The following is a 17,884-nucleotide window of genomic DNA, read 5'->3' on the forward strand; positions in this document are numbered from 1 at the left end:
AGCGGGGTGGACCGCGACGCCGGATAATCGGCGGATGTTCCGGGCGGCGTCGGGGGGCGCATGAGCGTTGCACTGCTGCTCTCGCTCGTCGGGCTCGCCCTGATCGACAGCACCAGCATCGGCACGTTGTTCATCCCGGTGTGGCTGCTGCTGGCACCCGGCCCGGTCAGCGGCCGGCGGATCCTGACCTACCTGGGCACCATCGCCGGGTTCTATCTCGTGGTGGGGCTGGCGCTCTACTTCGGCGGCAGCGGCCTGGCCGACGTGCTGGGCGGAGCGCTGGACAACCGGCCGGTCATCTGGGCACAGCTGGTGTTCGGGGTCGGCCTGCTGCTGGTGAGCTTCCGGTACGACGGCAAGCGCGGCGCCGGGACCGGTCGGGTGCTGCGCTGGCGGGATCGGGTCACCGCCGGTGACTCGTCCGGGCGCTGGCTGGTCGGGTTGGCGTTGTTCGCCGCGTTGGCCGAGGTGGCGACCATGCTGCCGTATCTGGGTGCCCTCGGTCTGTTGAGCACCTCGGGGCTGGACGTGCCGGCGGTGGTCGCCCTGCTCGGTGGATACTGCCTGGTCATGGTGCTGCCGGCGGTGGTGTTGCTGGGTGCGCGACTGGCCTGGCCGAGGCTGGTCGAGCCGGTCCTCGCCCGACTCAACGCGTGGATCGTCAGGTCGTCCGGGAGCATGCTCGGCTGGGTCCTGGGCATCGCCGGCTTCCTGATAGCCCGGGACGCCGCCGTCCGGCTGGGGCTGTTCGAGCTGCTCGCGAACCGCTGAGCGACCATGAGCCGCTCGCGAGCCGCTGAATGCTCGCGAGCCGCTGAATGCTCGCGAGCCGCTTAATGCTCGCGTCAGGCGCTCACCCGGTGCGGGCCGGTGTAGACGTTCATGGTCCGGCCGCGCAGGAAACCGACAAGGGTCATCCCGGCCTCGGCAGCGAGATCGACCGCGAGGGTGCTCGGTGCCGAGACCGCCGCGAGCAGCGGCACACCGGCCATCCACGCCTTCTGGGTCAGCTCGAAGCTGGCCCGTCCGGAGACGAGCAGGACGTGCCCGGCCAGCGGCAGTCGCCGTTCGCGTACCGCCCAGCCGATGACCTTGTCCACCGCGTTGTGCCGGCCCACGTCCTCGCGCAGCACCACCAGGTCACCGTCGGCGGTGAACAGCCCTGCGGCGTGCAGCCCGCCGGTACGGTCGAAGCCCCGCTGCCCGGCGCGCAGCCGCTGCGGCAACTCGGCCAGCAACTCCGCCGGCACGGTGAGCGGGTCGCCCGCCACCTCGAACATCGACCGGGTCCGCACCGCCTCGATGCTCTCCTTGCCGCAGACCCCGCAGGCGCTCGTGGTCGTGAACTGGCGGCTCGCCTCGGCAGCCGGCTCCGGCACGCCGGGTGCAAGCGCCACGTCGACCACGTTGTAGGTGTTCGGGGTCTCCGCGCCGGCACACAGTTGTGCGGTCGACACGTCGTCCGCCGACCGGATCAGTCCTTCGGCGAACAGGAAACCGAGCGCCAGGTCCAGGTCCGCGCCGGGGGTACGCATGGTGACCGACAGCGGGCGGCGGCGACCCGGCCCGGCCGCACCGACCCGGATCTCCAGCGGTTCCTCGGCGGCGAGGGTGTCCGGCCGACGGGTCAGTGTGCGCCCGTCGGCGGTGGCGTCGAGGTCCACGCGGAGCACCACGCGGCGGTCAGCAGCACGTCCCACCCCACCATCCTGCCCCGACCGCCGCGCCCCGGCCCGACCAGCCCTGGGAAGTGCGTGGCGTTACGGTGGCCCGGTGAGCGCGTACGCGGCGGTGGTGCTCGCCGGCGGTGCGGCCCGCCGGCTGGGCGGACTGGACAAGCCGGCGCTGCCCGTCGGCGGTGTGCCGATGCGGGAGCGGGTGCTCGCGGCGGTCGCCGACGCGTCGCCTCGGATCCTGGTCGGGCCCGGACCGGCCCCGGCGGGTGTACGACTGACCCGCGAGTCGCCACCGGGCGGTGGGCCGGTGGCCGCCACCGCAGCCGGGCTGGCCCTGCTCCACGCTGACGTGCCGGCCGTCGCCCTGCTCGCGGCCGACCTGCCGCTGCTGACCCGGTCCGCCGTCGGTGAACTGCTGCGTCACCTCGACGCCCCACCCGCCGGGCCGAGCAGCGCCGAACCGTCCGCGTCGAGCAGCGCCCCACCTGCCGCGTCGAGCAGCGAGCCACCTGTCGACGGAGTCTGTTTCGTGGACGAGGACGGGCGGCGGCAGTTGCTCTGTGGGGTGTGGCGGCCCGCGGCGCTGCGCTCAGCCCTGGACCGGTTGACCGTTCGACGGGGCGATCTGGCCGGAGCCGCGTTGCGGGAACTGCTCGCCGACCTCGCCGTACGCGAGCTGACCTGGACCGGTGACGGCCCTGCGCCCTGGTTCGACTGCGACACTGAGCGGGACCTGCGGCAGGCGGAGGAGTGGTCGCGATGACGGTGATGGACGACTGGCTCACGGCGGCCTGCGCCGAGTTGGGTGTCGACCCGGCCGACGTGCCGGTACAACCCGTGCTCGACCTGGCCCGGGACGTGGCCCATCAGGTGCTCCGGCCGGGTGCACCGGTCACCGCCTACCTGCTCGGTCTGGCGGTCGGCCGGGGTGCGGATCCCGCCGTGGCAGCTGCCCGGCTGACCGAGTTGGCCGGCACCTGGCCCGTCGAGTTGGGCGGCGACCGCTGACCGCGTGAGCGGTGTCCGATCACGGTCCGGGCTGATCCCTGTAGACGGCGGGCTCGGTAGGGTGGCCGGAACGGACGGAGGCGATCATGACGGCAGACCACCCCTCGGCACCGCCCGGTACGCCGGCACACCACGAGTCGATTCTGCTCGATGAGCCGAGCACGGCCGACCTACGGGCGAAGGTGACCCATGCGTGGCGGGAGTTCGCCCGGGCACTGGCCGACCGGCTGGCGGCCCTGCCACCGGGGGCCCACGTGGAGTTGACCCTCGACCCGATGGCCTCCGGTATCGACGATGCCGTCTACTCCGTCAGCGTCGACGTCACCGAGGACGGTGCGTTGACGGCGCGGGCGGTGGGCAACGCGACCCTGCCGCAGGGCTACCGGCTGGACCGGTCGGCGGTGGCTGACATGGTCGCGCTGGGCTGGTCGCCGCCGGGGGTGCTGGAGGGCTCCGGTGACCAGTTCGGCCTGCACTGCGCGGTGACCGAGAGCAGCCGGCTGGCCGCCCTGATCTCGCGTACGCTGCGCGACATCTACGGTGCGCCGCACCCGGCGTTCCTGGTCTACCTGATCGTCGACGCGGAGGGTGAGCCGCTTGCCGGTGCGCCACTGGGCACCGCACGCGGCGAGTTCGGTACCGGCCGGGAAATCGAGACCGATCTGGCGCAGGCGCTGGCGGACACCGCTGACTCCGGCGCGGACACCGAGGTGCTGGAGTTGGCCGAGCGGGTCCGGACGGTGGTGTCGACAATGCTGAAGTCCGACTCCGACCGGGTCCAGGTCGATTCCGACGGCGACATCAACATCCGTGCCGGCTCGGCGATGGTCTTCGTCCGGGTACGCGACAACCCGCCGCTGGTCGACGTCTTCTCCCCGGTCCTCACCGAGGTCGAGCCCACCGAGCGGCTCTACGTCAAGCTCTCCGAGTTGACCAACCGGATGCCGATCGGCCGGCTCTACTGTGCCGACGACACCGTCTGGGCGTCGATCCCGGTCTTCGGCCGCAACTTCCAGCCCACCCACCTGATGCTCGCCGTGCAGGTGATGACCGGCTTGGCCGACGAGTTGGACGACCGGCTGCACGGTGAGTTCGGCGGCAAGCGCTTCTTCGGCGAGGGGGACAAGCCGGGGCGGGGTGAGCACCGCACCGGCATGTACCTCTGAGCCCGCCGTCGAGATCAAGTCGAGGCGCCGTCGAGACCAAGTCGAGGTGCCATCGAGGTCAGGTCGGGCGCCGTCGAGGTCAAGAGGTGGGGCCCGGAGATCCCCAGATACCGGGCCCCACCCCTCGGGGGAGGGTGATTCAGGTCGTCGGGATCCAGCCGAGGCTCTGGGCCGTGGCCGGATCGGAGGCCCGCAGGCCCGCTTCGGAGACGGTCCAGAGCACGTCGCCGATCACCAGTGCACGCTGTACGTCCGGTCGCCGCCAGGCCCGGTCGCTGTCCGTCGTGGCGGTCGGGTGGGTGACCTGACCGATCTCGCTGATCCGGTCGGCGCTGACCCGCAGCAGCCGTAGGCCGGTGTCCACCGGCAGCACCACCAGGCCGGTGGCCGGCCAGTACAGGAAGGCGTGTGGGTCGTGCTCGGCGGCGGACCAGCCGGACGGTAGGTGCCACTGATCCAGTCGGGTCGGCCGGGCCGGGTTCCGGACGTCGAAGAGGGACACCTGGACGCCCTCGGTGCGGCCCTGTCCGTCGGCCTCCTGACCCACGCCGAGCAGCCGCCCGTCGGGCAGCGGATGCAGGTACGCGGAATAGCCGGTGATCTTCAGCTCGCCGGTCACCAGCGGCTTCGTCGGGTCGGTCAGGTCGAGTGAGTAGAGCGGGTCGGTCTGCCGGAAGGTCACCACGTACGCGACGGGCCCGAGGTACCGCACGGAGTAGATGCGTTCGCCGCGTCCGAGCCCACCGACCGCACCGACCGGTACGAGCGAACCGCCGTCGCGGCGCAGCACCCGTACGGTCGACTCGGATCGGCGTTCCTCGCCCCAGACGTCACCGACGGTGGTGGCCACCCGCAGGTGCCCGTCCCATTCGGAGAGCGCGTACTGGTTGATCAGCCAGCCCGGCACGGTGCCGGCGGCGAGGTAGCGGGGACGACCCGGCTCGCTGGTGTCGAACTGGTAGATCTCGGTGACCTGGTCGCGGACGGTGGGTCGCCAGCGGAGCAGGCCCATTCCCGGTTGTGGCTGCTGACCGGCGAGGTAGAGGCTTCGCGCCGTGCCGTAGACGGTGGTCGCGTCGGCGGCGACGCTGACCGCGTCGCCCGCGCCCAGCCGGTCGGCGGCGAGGTCGAAGCTGAGCACGGTGAGCAGCGAGGTGCCGGTCATCCGCTTCGGACGGCTGAGTCGATCGCAGTCGACCCGACCGGTGTGCCGCTCGTCGCCGGCCGTCCACTCGTACTCCGGCAGCCAGGACTCGATCCCGGCCCGGTCGATGATCGCGCGGTTCTGCCGGGTTCGGGCCCGGTCGCTGCCGGTCGCGTCGAGCGGGAACTCGATCCGGGGTGCGGTGCGGACCACCACCCGCGCGGTGTCGCCGGTCAGCCGGCCGTCGAGCAGGCTGCCCTCGATCCGGTACGAGCCGAGCACCGCGGGCGCACCGGCCAGGTCGACCAGGAACAGGCGGGCCGATTCGACCGGCGGTTCCGGCCAGGCTCGGTCCACCGCGACGAACGGCGACCCGTCGGCCAGCACCAGCGCCCGGTCGCCGTGCAGCAGCAGCCGGTACGAGCCCCAGTAGGCGCCCTCCTGCGCGCCGGGCAGGTCGAGTAGGCCGGTGATCCGTCGGCTGGCCGGGTCGATCACCCGCAGCACGCCGGAGGTGACCGTGACGATCCGTCGGCCGTCGGTCTTCACCACGTCCGGCTCGTCCGCGTCGGCTTCATGGTTGTTGGTCTTCGAGTGGTCAGGCGCGGCGTAACCGGAAGCTCCCTCTGCCCCGGCCGCGACGGCCGTCCGGGCACTCAACAGCGTGCCGTCCTCGAAGCCGTACGGCCCCACCGAGTCGCGGGCCGCGGCGCGCAGTTCGGTCAGGGCGTCGGCGCAGGAGTCGAACGAGGTCAGGGCGGCCACCGGAACCATCACCGACCCGGTCGGCCGGACCGGGTTCGGACCGGCCGTACTGCCGGCGAGCAGGGTCAACGCGACAAGGGTGCTGCCGACCGCGACGACTCTGTTTGCCCGCATCATGTCGGCTTCGACGCCGCCGGTCGTCGTCCGGTTCCGCACCGGCCGCGAGATCCTGACCGACGGTCAGCTGATCGACGGGCCGACGCCGGGGGACTCGACAAGCCGGGAGAGCACGATGGTGCTGCGGCTGGAGGTCACGAAACCCTCCGCCCGCAACCGCTCCAACGCCTGTTCAAGGTGGGCGATGTCGGCGGCCCGCAGGTGCACGAGCGCGTCGGCCTCCCCGGAGACCGTGTACGCCCCGACCACCTCGGGATGGCGGCGCACCGCGGCGCCGATCTGTGCCGGGGTGGTGCGGCCGGCGCAGAACAGCTCGACGAACGCCTCGGTGGTCCAGCCGACCGACGCCGGGTCGACGATGGCGGTGAATCCCCGGATGACCCCGGCGGCACGCAGTCGGTCCACCCGTCGCTTGACGGCTGGAGCGGAGAGTGAGACCCGGGTGCCGATATCCGCGTACGAGGCACGGGCATCAGCGACGAGCAATGCAATGATTCGCTGGTCAACCGCGTCGATCTGCAACGTTCCGCTCCTGAGAAGCAATGGTCGTGGCTGTTACGAAAGTCTGAGCCTACCTACTCTTAGTGATCGTGGACCAGCAGCGAGTGCCGCGAAAGCGGACATACCTCATGTGCTCACCGGAGCATTTCGCGGTCGAGTACGCGATCAACCCGTGGATGGACGTGACCATTCCGGTAGACCCGGAGTTGGCCGTCAAGCAGTGGGACCGCCTGCGGGAGACCCTTGTCGGTCTGGGGCACGAGGTGCACCTGCTGGCTCCCGAGCCCGGACTGCCCGACATGGTCTACGCCGCCAACGGCGCGTTCAGCGTCGACGGGACGGTCTACGGTGCCCGGTTCAAGCACCACCAGCGCACCGCCGAGGCGGCGGCACACCGGGCGTTCTACGAGGCGCAGGGCTGGCGGTTCATTGCGCCCAACGAGACGAACGAGGGCGAGGGCGATTTCGCGTACCTGCCGGAGGCGCACGGTGGGCTGATCCTCGCCGGGTACGGATTCCGTACCGAACTGGCCGCGCACGCCGAGGCGCAGGAGGCGCTGGGCCGCCCGGTGATCTCGCTGCGGCTGGTCGACCCGCGCTTCTACCACCTGGACGTGGCTCTCGCCTCGATCGACGACGGCAACATCGTCTACTACCCGGGGGCCTTCTCCACGGCCGGCCAGAAGGTGCTCGCCCAACTCTTCCCGGACGCGGTGCTGGCGGAGGCGGAGGACGTCCTCGCCTTCGGACTCAACCTGGTCAGCGACGGCGCGAACGTGGTGCTCAACAGCGAGGCGACCCGGCTGGCCGGGCGGCTCAAGGCGGCCGGCTACACACCGGTGCCGGTGGAGTTGGCCGAGCTGAAGAAGGGCGGCGGTAGCGTGAAGTGCTGCATCGCCGAGTTGCGGCACTGAGCGGACGACGAGCAGGGTCGCCGACCCTGCTCGTCGCGGCGATGAACCGGGGTGGCCAACCCAGCGTGGTCAGCCCGGCGTGGTCAGCCCAGCGTGGCCAGCTCGCTGACCATCACGTTCGACAACACCTGGCCGTCGTGCTGAACCTCCCGCAGGTACCACTTCTGCTGCGGGGTACGCGGCTGGTTGAACTGCCAGGCACCGCGCGGGCTGTCGATCTGACCGATGCGGCCCAGCGCCAGGTTGACCGTCTGCGGGGTGGGGTCCTCGCCGGCCAGGCGGATCGCCTGGTCGAGCACCTTCGCCGCGTCGTACGAGGCCATCGCGTAGGTGGTCGGCGAGGCGCTGTGCTTCTTGCGGTACGCCGAGGCGAACCGACGGTTGGCGGCGTTGTTCAGGTCGGCGGAGTAGTTCAACGCGGTGCGGATGCCCAGGGCGTCGTTGGCCGGTCTGACGCTCTCCAGCACGGTGCCCTCGGTGAGGAACCCGGGAGCGTAGATGCCGCCCTGGAAGCCGGCGTCGCGGAGCTGCATGATGAACTCCGCCGCCGCCGGGCCGGAGTAGAAGCAGAAGACGGCCGACGGGTTGCGGCTCAACGCGCGGTCGATGTCCCGGACGAAGGCACCCTTACCCGGGTTCGCGTTGTTGGTGGTGAAGATGACCTGATCCGCGATGCGCGGGTCGGATTCGCCGAACTCCTGGCGGAAGCCGAGCAGCACGTCGTCGCCGCCGACGGCCGACTCCGGCATGACGATCGCCATCCGGTCGTCGGGGCCCAACGCGTCCCGCAGGTAGCGGCCGAGCGCCCGGCCCGCCTCGTCGAGCACGTACGAGGTGCGCCAGATGTAGACGACGCTCTGGAGGCTGGAGGGCGAGGCGTTGGAACCGATCAGCGGCACCCGGGCCTGCTCGATGGTGTCCCGGATGCCGAACATGACCGCCGAGGAGGCGACTCCGGTCAGTGCGAGCACGCCCTGTTTGAGCAGTCCGTCGACGGCGGCCTGACCGGACTTGACGGTGTCACCCTCGTCGGCGACGAGCAGGTTTACCGGATGGCCGCCGAGTCGGCCCTCGTTGAGATCCAGATAGAGCTGGAAGCCGTTACGCAACTCGTCACCGACGGCCTTGCCGACTCCGGACTGCGGTGCGACGAGCCCGACCTTGACCGGACTCTTCGGCTTCGCGGGCTCCTCGGCGTCCGAGGCACATCCGGCGGCGAGGCCGCCCGCGCCGAGCGCGGCCAGCATCTGGAGTGTCCGCCTACGGTTCATCTGCGACACCGGGTTCCCTTCGGATGTACTGCCGGGGCCTCCCGCCCCTCCGGCGTTCTACCTGCTTAGCGACGCTGCGTCAATGGTTAATGATCTTCAACAAGAGAACGGAACGCGGCGGTAACCTGCGGCCAGGCCGGAGACTCCGGGTCGATGAGCCCGAAATGTTCGCAGTCGGGCAGCTCGACAAGGTGCATATCCGCACCTAGCGCCTGTGCGGCTTGCACGTACGCCCTGCTCATGTCGACCGGAACGTGCTGATCCAGGGTGCCATGAATCACTACCGTCCGTGTTGAGGGAGGCGGGGTGATTCGCGGGTCAGCGACCTCGTAGCGATCGGGCACATCGGCCGGCCCACCACCCAACAACGCCGCCACCGCGCCGGCGTCCAGATCCAGCCGGTACGCCTCGGCCAGGTCGACGACCGGGGCGAGCGCGAGCACCCCGCCGACGTCCTGCGGTGAGTGCGTCGCGGTGTGCAGCGCGAGATGACCGCCGGCCGAGTGGCCGACCAGGATCGGCGGCACCGGCGCGACCTGACCGGGCAGCGCAGCGGCGGCCAGCCCCGGCAGTGCGGACACCCCGGAGCGGACGTCGGTCAGCGTGCCGGGCCAGCCACCACCGGGTTGCCCGGTCCGGCGGTACTCCAGTTGTGCCACCGGAAAGCCGAGCCGGGCCAGCCCGACGGCCAGCGAGTCGGTGTGCCGCCGGTCGTACTCCACGCGCCAGAAACCGCCGTGCACCACGATCACCAGTGGGCGGGGCACGGCCGCGCCGGGCGGGCGGCGCAGATCGGCGACCTGGTCGGGATGCTCGCCGTAGGCGACGGTGAGGTCCGGCTCGGGCGCGGGTCGGCTGAGCACGGCGCGGGGATCGGGCGACATCGGCCGACGGTAGCGCGGCTGGTCGGCGGCCGACCGGACGGGTCCATCGCACCTTCTCGGCCGGGCCGGCAGGCGACGACGGGGGTGGCTGAGTCAAGATGGATGCCATGACCGAAGCGCGTACCGCTGGACAGAACGACGAGCCTGGCCGGGACGGCGCCGGGCACTCGGGCACCGTGGTGGTGGTCGGCCCGGACGGCCGACCCGTCGGCACCGTGCAGACCGACGACGGCCAGGGTGAGGACCCCACTCGCCTGGTCGAGCAGCCGGCGAAGGTGATGCGGATCGGCAGCATGATCAAGCAGCTGCTGGAGGAGGTCAAGTCCGCGCCGCTGGACGACGCCAGCCGGCATCGGATGCGGGAGATCCACGAGCGGTCGATCGTCGAGCTCAAGGAAGGGCTGGCGCCCGAGCTGCGCGAGGAGCTGGAGCGACTCTCGCTGCCGTTCACCGAGGACCAGGCCCCGACCGAGGGTGAACTGCGGATCGCCCATGCCCAGCTGGTCGGCTGGCTGGAAGGGCTGTTCCACGGCATCCAGGCCGCCCTGGTCGCCCAGCAGATGGCCGCCCGGGTGCAGTTGGAGCAGATGCGCTCCGGCCGACAGGCGTTGCCGAGCGGGCCGGGCGGAGCGGCCCTGCCGGGCATGCCCGGCCTGGGCCAGGTGCCGGGCGGCGAGGGCCACAGCACCGGCCAGTACCTCTGACGATCGCTGCGGGGTGCGGCGTGCCGCGCCCCGCAGCCGTCAGTCCACCCCGAAGACCTTCTCCAGGTACGCCGCCACCCCGTCGACCGAGTTCGCCGCGGTGACCTCGTCGGCGATCTCCCGTACGGCGGGGTGCGCGTTGGCCACCGCCACCGCCCGGCCGGCCCAGGTCAGCAGGGGTACGTCGTTGGGCATGTCGCCGAAGGCCAGCACCTCGTCAGCCTCGATGCCGAGCCGGTGGCAGTACCACGCGAGACCGGCCGCCTTGGTCACCCCGGCCGCCGAGATCTCCACCAGGCCGGACCGCGAGGAGTGGGTGGCCTCGGCCAGTCCGGCGAGCGCGGCGGCGACCAACTCGGTGAACCGGTCGGGATCCTGCTGCTCCTCGGCCCGCACCAGTAGCTTCACCGCCGGCAGCGAGTGCAGCTCGTCCGGAGTCGCCACGACCCGGATCGCCGTGTCGTCGGCGTCCCAGCGCATCGGGTAGTGCGCCTCGTGCCGCATCTGCCGGCTGTCGGCGATCTCGACCGCGAAGCTCACCCCGGGCACCTCGGCGCGCAGCCGGCGGGCCACCTCGGCGAGCAGATCGGGGGCCAGCGGATCGGCGCGCAGCACCTCGTCGTTCACCGGGTCGTAGACCACCGCACCGTTGGCGCAGACTGCGGGCACCGGCTCGGCCAGTTGGTCGTACACCAGTTTCAGCCAGCGGATCGGTCGGCCGGTGACCAGCACGACGGGCGTGCCCCGGGCGGAGATCCGGGCCAGCACCTCGGCGGTGTGGGCGCTGAGCGTCGCGTCGTCGCGCAGCAGCGTGCCGTCGATGTCGCTGGCGACCAGGCGTGGGAGTGCCTCCATCACCTGGACAGTAGCCGGTCGAGGTAGACCGCCACCCCGTCGTCGTCGTTGCGCAGGGTCACGTCGTCGGCCACGGCACGCAACTCGGCGTGGGCGTTCGCCACCGCCACCCGTGCCCAGCCGGCCCACTCGAACATCGGCAGGTCGTTCGGCATGTCACCGAAGACCAGCACCTCGGCCGGGTCGACGCCGAGGCTCTGCGCCACCACGCTCAGCCCGGTCGCCTTGTCCACCCCTGACGGGCTGATCTCGATGAAGCCGAGCCCGGCCTGGGTGAGCGCGGCCAGGTGCGGCGGGATGATCTCCCTGGCGGCCGCCAGCAACTCGTCGACATGGTGGTCGGCGGTCCGCGCGAACGCCTTGATCACGTCTCCGGCCAGGCATTCGTCGCGGGTGCGTACCTCGAACCGGTCCTGATACGGCCAGGCCGGGTGGTAGTCGCCCCACAGGGGGGCGTCGTGCTCGTCGGAAGCCTCGACCATCACCGTCAGCGGGCCGACCGCGGCTTCCAGGTCGGCCAGCAGGGTGGCCAGCACCTCGCTGGAGAGCCGTTCGTCGCGCAGCACCACCGGCCCGGCCGGGTCGCTCTGGTCGACCACCCGGCCGCCACCGGCCATCACCAGGAAGTCCGCGGCGCGGATGTCGTTGCGGGTCAACTCGGTCAGCCGTGGGCCCCGGCCGGTGGCGCCGACCACCGGAATCCCGGCCGCACGCACCCGGTCCAGAACCTCATGGGTGTACGCCGACACGGTGTCGTCGCTGCGCACGAGCGTCCCGTCGAGGTCGGTGGCGATCAGCTTGGGCAGGCCCGGGCGCGTCATTTTTCCTCCTTCGCCCACCGCCGTCGCAGCCAGCCGTTTCCGGTCGTCAGGTGGCGACCCGGCGTGACGGCGGGCAGCAACCGTACCTCGTGGAACGGGTGGCAACCACGGCTTCCAGGCGAATCGGATACGGCGAGCGGAAGAGCTGCCGCTCAACGTCCGGTGGCCGCCGGAGCAGTGTGGGGACCGCTCGGTCGACTCAGGGCTCGCGGGCGAAGGGAACGGTGGGGCTGACGGTGATGTCGATCGGCCGCCGGTCCTCGTCCTCGTCGGTGGCATCGAACTGGCGGCGGGGGCGGGGCTGACGTCGACCCGGCTCGCTTGTCGCACCCTCCGGCCCGGTGGTGGTGCGGGCGAGGGCGGCGACGAACAGCAGGACGGCGGCGAAGGCCGCGACCAGACCTCGTCCCAGCTCGACGGCGAATCCATCCTCGGTGGAGTAGGCCAACGCCGCTCGGTTGCCGCCGTCTTCGAGGGAAACGGCGGTGGCCACCAGTACGGCGACCAGACCCACGGCCAGAGCGAGGCCGGCGACCCGGGCGTTGGCGCGTACGGCGGCGGTGCCACGCAGCGCGAGGGCCACCGCGACGCCGAGCATCAGCATCCCGACCAGGTAGCCGACGCCCAGACCGCCGACCTCGGACACGCTGCTCGGCAGCTCGATCCGCTCGCTGCCGGTGGGCAGGGTGACGGTGACCCATTCGCCGAGCAGGGAGGCGAGGGTGGCGGCGACACCGAGCCCGCCGAGCAGCAGCGGCACCCGGTGGTCGTGGCCGAGGCCGCCGAGGGCCGAGCGCCACCGGCTCGTACTGGTGGTCTGCTCGTCCTCCGTGCCCCACTCGAGGACGCTGCTGCTCTCGGAGCGGTCCTCCTGGCGGGGGATGGGGAGGTCATGGGTCACCGCTGCGCCTCCTTGTGGCCGGGCTGCCTGCTCGTGGCCTGCTGCGTGCTCGTGGCTCAGCTGCGTGCCCAGGGTGGGGTCTGTGACGAATTCTGGCACAGCCCGCCTCTCCCACCGGGGAACGTGGACGCAGCAGGCGGGGTCGGTCGCCTGGCGGGTGCGCGTTCGACTAGCGTCAGCTGCATGCCTATTCGTACCGCTTCCGCACGCTGGCAGGGCAACCTCCCCGAAGGGTCCGGCACCATTCGCACGGGCAAGGGGGGACTGGAGGGCAACTACTCCTTCAAGTCCCGCTTCGAGGAGGGTGAGGGCACCAACCCCGAGGAGCTGATCGGCGCCGCGCACGCCGGCTGCTTCTCGATGGCCTTCTCCAAGGCCCTCGCCGACGCCGGCACGACGCCGACCTCCGTGGAGACCACCGCGAAGGTGCACCTGGACAAGACCGACGCGGGCTTCACCGTGACCCGCATCGCGCTGGAGACCGTCGGTGTCGTTCCCGGCATCGACGAGGCGCGCTTCGCCGAGCTGGCCGAGACCGCCAAGCAGAACTGCCCCATCTCCCGCCTCCTCTCCCCCGGCGCCGAAATCACCCTCACCACCCACCTCTCCTCCTGACCCCCACCCCTCTGACCGCCGCGATCTTGCACTTTCGGTCGACGAGATGAGGCTTACGTCCCGTTATGCGGCGACGAAAAGTGCAAGATCGCGGGGTGGGGGTGGGTTGGGGGTGGGGGAGAATGGTGACGTGGCGGTGGAGATGGAGCGGGAGCGGTTCGAGGAACTGGTGGGGGAGGCGCTGGACGAGGTTCCGGAGGAACTGCTGGCGCTGATGAGCAACGTGGTGATCCTGGTGGAGGACGATCCGCCGCCGGGGGAGGATCTGCTCGGCCTGTACGAGGGACACGCGTTGACCGACCGGGGGTGGGACTACGCAGGTGTCCTGCCGGACCGCATTCTGATCTACCGCAACCCGATCCTGCGGATCTGTGACACCGAGGACGACGTCGTCGAGGAGGTGGCGGTGACCGTGGTGCACGAGATCGCCCACCACTTCGGCATCGACGACGAGCGCCTGCACGACCTCGGGTGGGGTTGACGGTTTGCGCAGCTGACCTATCGTCTCGACCAGGCACGGCCGAGTACGGAGGAAGACATGCGCAGCGAACTGTTCTCAGCGGCGAACCTGGAGCAGGAGTCCGCACAGCCCGGCATGCGGCTCCAGAACTCCAAGATGCTGAAGATCGAGCTCAACGGCGAGATGCTGGCCCGCGTCGGTTCGATGGTCGCGTACCAGGGGCATGTGCAGTTCCAGGCGCTCGGCTCCGGCGGGCTGGGTAACTTCCTCAAGCAGAAGCTCACCGGCGAAGGCGTGCCGCTGATGAAGCTCACCGGCCAGGGTGACGTCTTCCTGGCCGACTTCGCCAAGGACGTACACATCATCGACCTCGAACCGGGCGACGCGCTGTCCATCAACGGCTCCAGCGTGCTGGCCTTCGACCCCAGCCTCCAGTACGACATCAAGATGGTCGGCGGGGCGGGCATGGCCTCGACGGGCCTGTTCAACTGCGTCTTCACCGGTCACGGCCGGATCGCCGTGACCACCCGCGGCACCCCGGTGGTGCTCGCCGTCGACGCGCCCACCTATGTGGATCCGCAGGCGGCGGTCTGCTGGTCGGCCGGGTTGCAGACCGGCTACCACCGAGCCGACCAGCTCGGATTGGGCACGCTGCTGGGCCGTACCACCGGCGAGGCGTACACGATGAGCTTCGCGGGGCAGGGCTTCGTCGTCGTCCAGCCGTCCGAGGAACCGCCGATCATGGGCAGTGGTCAGCAGGATCAGGGTGGGGTGCTCGGCGGCCTGTTCCGGTGAGCCGACTCAGCTCAGCTCGCCGGCCCTGAGCCGGGCGAGCCAGGCCGCGGCGTCGGCGTAGTCGGCGTCGGAGAGACCGGCCGGGGCGGGCACCGGCTGCTCGCCCTCGGTCCCGCTCCACCGGTGACGGGGATAGGAGCCGAGGAAGCGTACGTCGGCGCAGACCCGCCGTAGCCCCTGAAGCGCCTCGCCCAGCCGGACGTCGGCGACGTGGCCGGTGCAGTCGAGGAAGAAGACGTACTCCCCGAGGGCCTTGCCGGTCGGCCGGGATTCGATCCGGCTCAGGTTCACACCCCGGACCGCAAGCTCCATGAGTACGGACAGCAGCGCGCCGACCCGGTCGTGCGCGATGTACACCGCAAGCGTCGTCACGTCGTCGCCGGTCGGAGGCGGCGGCGGGCCCGGCCGGGCGACCAGGGCGAACCGGGTCACCGCGTCGGGATGATCGGCGATCTTGTCAGCGAGCACCGTCAACCGGTGTCGCGTCGCGCCGACCGGAGCACAGATCGCCGCGTCGTACTCGCCGGTGGCCGCGCCGGCCGCCGCCGAGCCGTTGGAGAGTACGTCGATCACGGTCGCGTCCGGCAGGTACGTCCGCAGCCAGCCGCGACACTGCGTGGACGCCTGCGGATGGGCGGCGACGGTGCGAACCGCCGACAGTGAGGTGCCCGCACGCGCACCGAGGACGAACTCCACCGGCAGGATCACCTCGCGGGTGATCACCAAAGGCTCGCCCTCGGCCAACTCGTCCAGGGTCACCCCGACGGCGCCGCCGATCGAGTTCTCCAGCGGGACCAGCGCGGCGTCGGCGTCACCGGCGCGTACCGCGTCCAGCGCCTCACCGACACTGCGGGCCGGCGTACGGGTGCCCCGCTCGGCCGCGGGCAGGGTGCGCAACGCCTGCTCCGCGAAGGTCCCCTCGGGGCCGAGGAAGGCGAAGCGGGTCGGCGGTGTTCCCGGCATGGCGTCCAGCCTACGCACCCGGGGTGGGCGAGGTGGTCGAAGGCGTCGCAGCGGGCGTCGTCGGCAACGGCGTCGGTGTGGTCGGGAACCCCGTCGGCAACGGCACGGTGACCGGGGCGTCGTCGCCGCAGGCCAGCCTACGGACGCCGGGCGGCGCGGTGACCCGTACCTCGACCGAGCACACGTCGGTGCCGGCGGTGACCAGCCGTAGCGCGCCCGCCTGCCGGCGGGTGACCACGTGCAGCGGCTCGTAGCCGGTCACGTCCAGCGCGGTGAAGTGCCAGTCCGCGGCGCACAACGGGCCTTCGCTGACCTTGACCTTGGCGTTGCGGGGCAGGAGACCGGAACGCCCCCGGACCAGATTGACGACGCCCTGACCCGACGGTTCGCCCCGGCAGGCCGCGGCGACCAGGCCGGGGTCCGTAGTCGGAACGGCCGTGCCGGCGACGGGCGGTACGGCGACGGAGGGCGGGGGTGTGCCGGGCGCGGAGGGACTGGGAGTCGCCGTGGCGGTCGGCAGTCCGGATGTGCCGCCATCGCGCACCTCGGGAGGCTCGCCACAGCCGGACAGCAGCAGCCCGGTCAGCGCCAGGACACCGGCAGCCACGCCGACGCGCGGGCGCGAGTCGGGGCGGGCCGGGAGACGGCCGGCAGCGGCGCGACGGAGGGGACTGGACGGCACGGGAGCGATCCTCGGGGAATGCGGGGGCGTGCATGGGGTGGGGCCCATGGTAGGAGGATCCGTTGCCGTGGTGGAAGACCGCACCGACAGCGGCCCGCGAGCCTGCGCCGGTGACCGGTGCTCAGACCTCGGAGAAGAAGGTCAGCGAGCCGGCGACGGCGCCACCGGCGAGCACCGGGGTGGAGACCGCGTCGACTGTCGCGTCGGGACCACCGACGATGGCCGACTCGATGCGTAACAGACCTCGGGCCAGGCGGCCCGAGGTGAGCGCGAGCAGGGGTGGGATCTTGTCGATCTCCGGCTCGGTCAGCTCGCCCCGGTTGGCGGTGAAATCCAGCAGGCGCAACCCGCCGTCGAGCAGCGGCAGGCCGATCAGATCCTCCGGCGTACCCAGACAGAGCAGCTCACAGCCGGCGGCGGAGACGGCCACCACCCGCGTCTGGTCGTCGATCAGCAGGCACGGCTCGTCCGCGCTGGACACCGTCGCCGACCAGCGACCGATGTTGTCGCACTCCTGCTCTGTCGGTGTCCCCGTCGTGGGCGCGAACACTTCCGAGAGCGAGAGTTCGACGTGGGCCACCGCGCCTCCTATGTACACCAACGGTACGTCCACGCTAGCCGGTCATCGCGGCGACCGCCGACCGTGCGTCGCGCATCGGGTCGTCGGTGGGATCGGTGTCCCGGTCGGCAGCGGAGCCGGCCGGGACGAGTACCGAGCCGGGACAGCCCGGCCGCGTGGCGTCGTCGCAGACGTTACCGGTGGGTGGCCGCCTTGTCAGCGGCCGTTCGGCCGTCCTCGTACCACCGGTAGTCCGCCGCCGGCTGGTGTCCACCGGTGGTCCAGGTGCTGGGATGCTGGGCCACCCGGGAGAGCTTCTCCGCCGTGGCCGGACTGATCCGGTTGCCGCCTGCGACGAGCAACCGGTCGAGTTCCCGGTGCGTGGCCATCAGGCAGTCCTTCGGCAGGCCGTAGACGCTGATCACGCCGGAGCCGACGAAGGTCAGCACCGGCGTGACCGGAATCGGATGGCCGACAGCCGAGGTGAGCGCCTTGCTGGCTCGCCGGGCGTCCCGCCGGGCCTCCGTCACGTACGGCGGACGCTTGCCGTTGATCTGCACCACGTCACCGGCGACCAGCACGCGAGCCCTACCGTGGTCGGCGATGGTGACCGCGAAAAGGCCGCTGGGACCGATGGCGAGGAACCCGGCCCGGTTGTCGTCGCTCTCGTCGAGCAGCACGTCGGCGGGATCCACCCGGGGCCAGTCGACAACGTGCCACGCCGGCCCGAGGTGGCCCAGTTGGCCCAACGCGCGGGCACCGGCTGCCTCCAGCCGCCGCGCGCCACGCTCGGCCCGGCGACGCCGGGCCCACTCCAACGGGGACGGACGAGCGGCCACCCCTGCCGCCTCCGTCCGGGGGTGCGGTACCGCCACGGGCGGCAGTGCCCGGGGCGAGGGTACGGCTCGACGAGCGGGGAAGACAGTCATCGCGACCTCCGGCAAAAGGTCCCTCGAAGTTACGTTCCCACTACACTACGTTGCTGGTCCGGGTGGTCGGCAAGCCGGAGCGCCGGAATGACTGCGGATGAATGCCGTATTCATCCACAGCTGTTTTCCCAGATGCCGCCAAACCCTGTCCTAC

At 71.3% G+C, this 17,884-nt stretch carries 20 protein-coding genes and 1 pseudogene; 9 read left to right on the forward strand and 12 right to left on the reverse strand.

Translation table 11 applies throughout. The features are described from left to right. The first annotated feature begins 60 nt into the window (after positions 1–60). Positions 61–771 (forward strand): GAP family protein, encoded by a 711-nt coding sequence (locus Vgi01_RS24685; RefSeq protein ID WP_204292643.1) that lies wholly within the window; start codon positions 61–63, stop codon positions 769–771. A 74-nt stretch (positions 772–845) separates the two neighbouring features. On the opposite strand, the gene fdhD is transcribed toward Vgi01_RS24685, so the two are convergent. Further along, entirely contained in the window at positions 846–1,700 is an 855-nt protein-coding gene (fdhD, locus tag Vgi01_RS24690; RefSeq protein WP_102656611.1) for a formate dehydrogenase accessory sulfurtransferase FdhD, read from the reverse strand. A gap of 73 nt (positions 1,701–1,773) precedes the next feature. Between fdhD and mobA the strand changes: the two genes are divergently transcribed. The 3 genes from mobA (at position 1,774) to Vgi01_RS24705 (ending at position 3,850) form a co-directional block, all read left to right on the forward strand. Further along, entirely contained in the window at positions 1,774–2,439 is a 666-nt protein-coding gene (gene mobA / locus Vgi01_RS24695; RefSeq protein WP_204292644.1) for a molybdenum cofactor guanylyltransferase, read from the forward strand. Then, the gene (locus Vgi01_RS24700) at positions 2,436–2,684 is read left to right on the forward strand and encodes a DUF6457 domain-containing protein (RefSeq protein WP_013736545.1); all 249 of its coding nucleotides are present in this window, start codon (positions 2,436–2,438) and stop codon (positions 2,682–2,684) included. Before mobA ends, Vgi01_RS24700 begins: the two co-directional genes overlap by 4 nt. Positions 2,685–2,770: 86 nt before the next feature. Next, positions 2,771–3,850, forward strand: a complete 1,080-nt coding sequence (locus Vgi01_RS24705) for a T3SS (YopN, CesT) and YbjN peptide-binding chaperone 1 (protein WP_204292645.1) — start codon at positions 2,771–2,773, stop codon at positions 3,848–3,850. A gap of 139 nt (positions 3,851–3,989) precedes the next feature. Here the strand turns inward: Vgi01_RS24705 and Vgi01_RS24710 are convergent, their stop codons facing one another. Both Vgi01_RS24710 and Vgi01_RS24715 read right to left on the reverse strand, forming a co-directional pair. Then, entirely contained in the window at positions 3,990–5,873 is a 1,884-nt protein-coding gene (locus Vgi01_RS24710) for a beta-propeller domain-containing protein (protein WP_204292663.1), read from the reverse strand. 66 nt (positions 5,874–5,939) lie between these two features. Next, positions 5,940–6,398: an Lrp/AsnC family transcriptional regulator gene (locus Vgi01_RS24715; protein WP_102656608.1), complete on the reverse strand. Its 459-nt coding sequence runs from the start codon at positions 6,396–6,398 to the stop codon at positions 5,940–5,942. Between the two features lie 68 nt (positions 6,399–6,466). Here Vgi01_RS24715 and ddaH point away from each other — a divergent pair, with 68 nt between their 5' ends. Further along, positions 6,467–7,291 carry a dimethylargininase gene (gene ddaH / locus Vgi01_RS24720; protein ID WP_343898521.1) on the forward strand — a complete coding sequence of 275 codons (825 nt, stop codon included), beginning with the start codon at positions 6,467–6,469 and terminating at the stop codon, positions 7,289–7,291. An 83-nt stretch (positions 7,292–7,374) separates the two neighbouring features. On the opposite strand, the gene Vgi01_RS24725 is transcribed toward ddaH, so the two are convergent. Together Vgi01_RS24725 and Vgi01_RS24730 are read right to left on the reverse strand one after the other, a co-directional pair. After that, on the reverse strand, positions 7,375–8,571 hold the full coding sequence (locus Vgi01_RS24725) for an ABC transporter substrate-binding protein (RefSeq protein ID WP_102656607.1): 1,197 nt from the start codon (positions 8,569–8,571) through the stop codon (positions 7,375–7,377). A gap of 77 nt (positions 8,572–8,648) precedes the next feature. Further along, positions 8,649–9,446: an alpha/beta hydrolase family protein gene (locus Vgi01_RS24730; RefSeq protein ID WP_102656606.1), complete on the reverse strand. Its 798-nt coding sequence runs from the start codon at positions 9,444–9,446 to the stop codon at positions 8,649–8,651. Positions 9,447–9,544: 98 nt separating this feature from the next. Here Vgi01_RS24730 and Vgi01_RS24735 point away from each other — a divergent pair, with 98 nt between their 5' ends. Continuing rightward, the gene (locus tag Vgi01_RS24735; protein WP_204292647.1) at positions 9,545–10,150 is read left to right on the forward strand and encodes a bacterial proteasome activator family protein; all 606 of its coding nucleotides are present in this window, start codon (positions 9,545–9,547) and stop codon (positions 10,148–10,150) included. 39 nt (positions 10,151–10,189) lie between these two features. Here Vgi01_RS24735 and Vgi01_RS24740 read toward each other — a convergent pair whose 3' ends face one another. The 3 genes from Vgi01_RS24740 to Vgi01_RS24750 all read right to left on the reverse strand — a co-directional run bounded on the left by Vgi01_RS24740 (position 10,190) and on the right by Vgi01_RS24750 (position 12,727). Then, the gene (locus tag Vgi01_RS24740) at positions 10,190–11,005 is read right to left on the reverse strand and encodes an HAD family hydrolase (protein WP_102656604.1); all 816 of its coding nucleotides are present in this window, start codon (positions 11,003–11,005) and stop codon (positions 10,190–10,192) included. After that, entirely contained in the window at positions 11,005–11,826 is an 822-nt protein-coding gene (locus Vgi01_RS24745) for an HAD family hydrolase (RefSeq protein ID WP_102656603.1), read from the reverse strand. The genes Vgi01_RS24740 and Vgi01_RS24745 overlap by 1 nt, the downstream gene beginning before the upstream one ends. A gap of 199 nt (positions 11,827–12,025) precedes the next feature. Next, complete coding sequence (locus tag Vgi01_RS24750; protein WP_204292648.1) at positions 12,026–12,727, reverse strand: hypothetical protein; 702 nt, start codon at positions 12,725–12,727, stop codon at positions 12,026–12,028. 183 nt (positions 12,728–12,910) lie between these two features. On the opposite strand from Vgi01_RS24750, the gene Vgi01_RS24755 reads away from it, so the two are divergent. The 3 genes from Vgi01_RS24755 to Vgi01_RS24765 all read left to right on the forward strand — a co-directional run bounded on the left by Vgi01_RS24755 (position 12,911) and on the right by Vgi01_RS24765 (position 14,597). Next, a complete protein-coding gene (locus Vgi01_RS24755) occupies positions 12,911–13,342 on the forward strand; it encodes an OsmC family protein (protein ID WP_013736534.1) in 432 nt (143 codons plus the stop codon). Positions 13,343–13,478: 136 nt separating this feature from the next. Continuing rightward, positions 13,479–13,823: a metallopeptidase family protein gene (locus Vgi01_RS24760; protein WP_199180080.1), complete on the forward strand. Its 345-nt coding sequence runs from the start codon at positions 13,479–13,481 to the stop codon at positions 13,821–13,823. A gap of 57 nt (positions 13,824–13,880) precedes the next feature. After that, entirely contained in the window at positions 13,881–14,597 is a 717-nt protein-coding gene (locus Vgi01_RS24765) for an AIM24 family protein (protein WP_013736532.1), read from the forward strand. Between the two features lie 6 nt (positions 14,598–14,603). Here Vgi01_RS24765 and pheA read toward each other — a convergent pair whose 3' ends face one another. From pheA to Vgi01_RS24785, 4 genes and pseudogenes are all read right to left on the reverse strand, one after another. Beyond that, positions 14,604–15,560 (reverse strand): prephenate dehydratase, encoded by a 957-nt coding sequence (gene pheA / locus Vgi01_RS24770; RefSeq protein WP_102656641.1) that lies wholly within the window; start codon positions 15,558–15,560, stop codon positions 14,604–14,606. 127 nt (positions 15,561–15,687) lie between these two features. Further along, positions 15,688–16,167 (reverse strand): annotated as a pseudogene (locus Vgi01_RS24775) (hypothetical protein); the annotation flags it as partial. A gap of 196 nt (positions 16,168–16,363) precedes the next feature. Then, complete coding sequence (locus Vgi01_RS24780; protein ID WP_102656600.1) at positions 16,364–16,822, reverse strand: hypothetical protein; 459 nt, start codon at positions 16,820–16,822, stop codon at positions 16,364–16,366. A gap of 173 nt (positions 16,823–16,995) precedes the next feature. Further along, entirely contained in the window at positions 16,996–17,730 is a 735-nt protein-coding gene (locus Vgi01_RS24785) for a hypothetical protein (protein ID WP_102656640.1), read from the reverse strand. Between the last annotated feature and the right edge of the window lie 154 nt (positions 17,731–17,884).

The organism is Micromonospora gifhornensis (assembly GCF_016863515.1).
Classification (GTDB): domain Bacteria; phylum Actinomycetota; class Actinomycetes; order Mycobacteriales; family Micromonosporaceae; genus Micromonospora; species Micromonospora gifhornensis.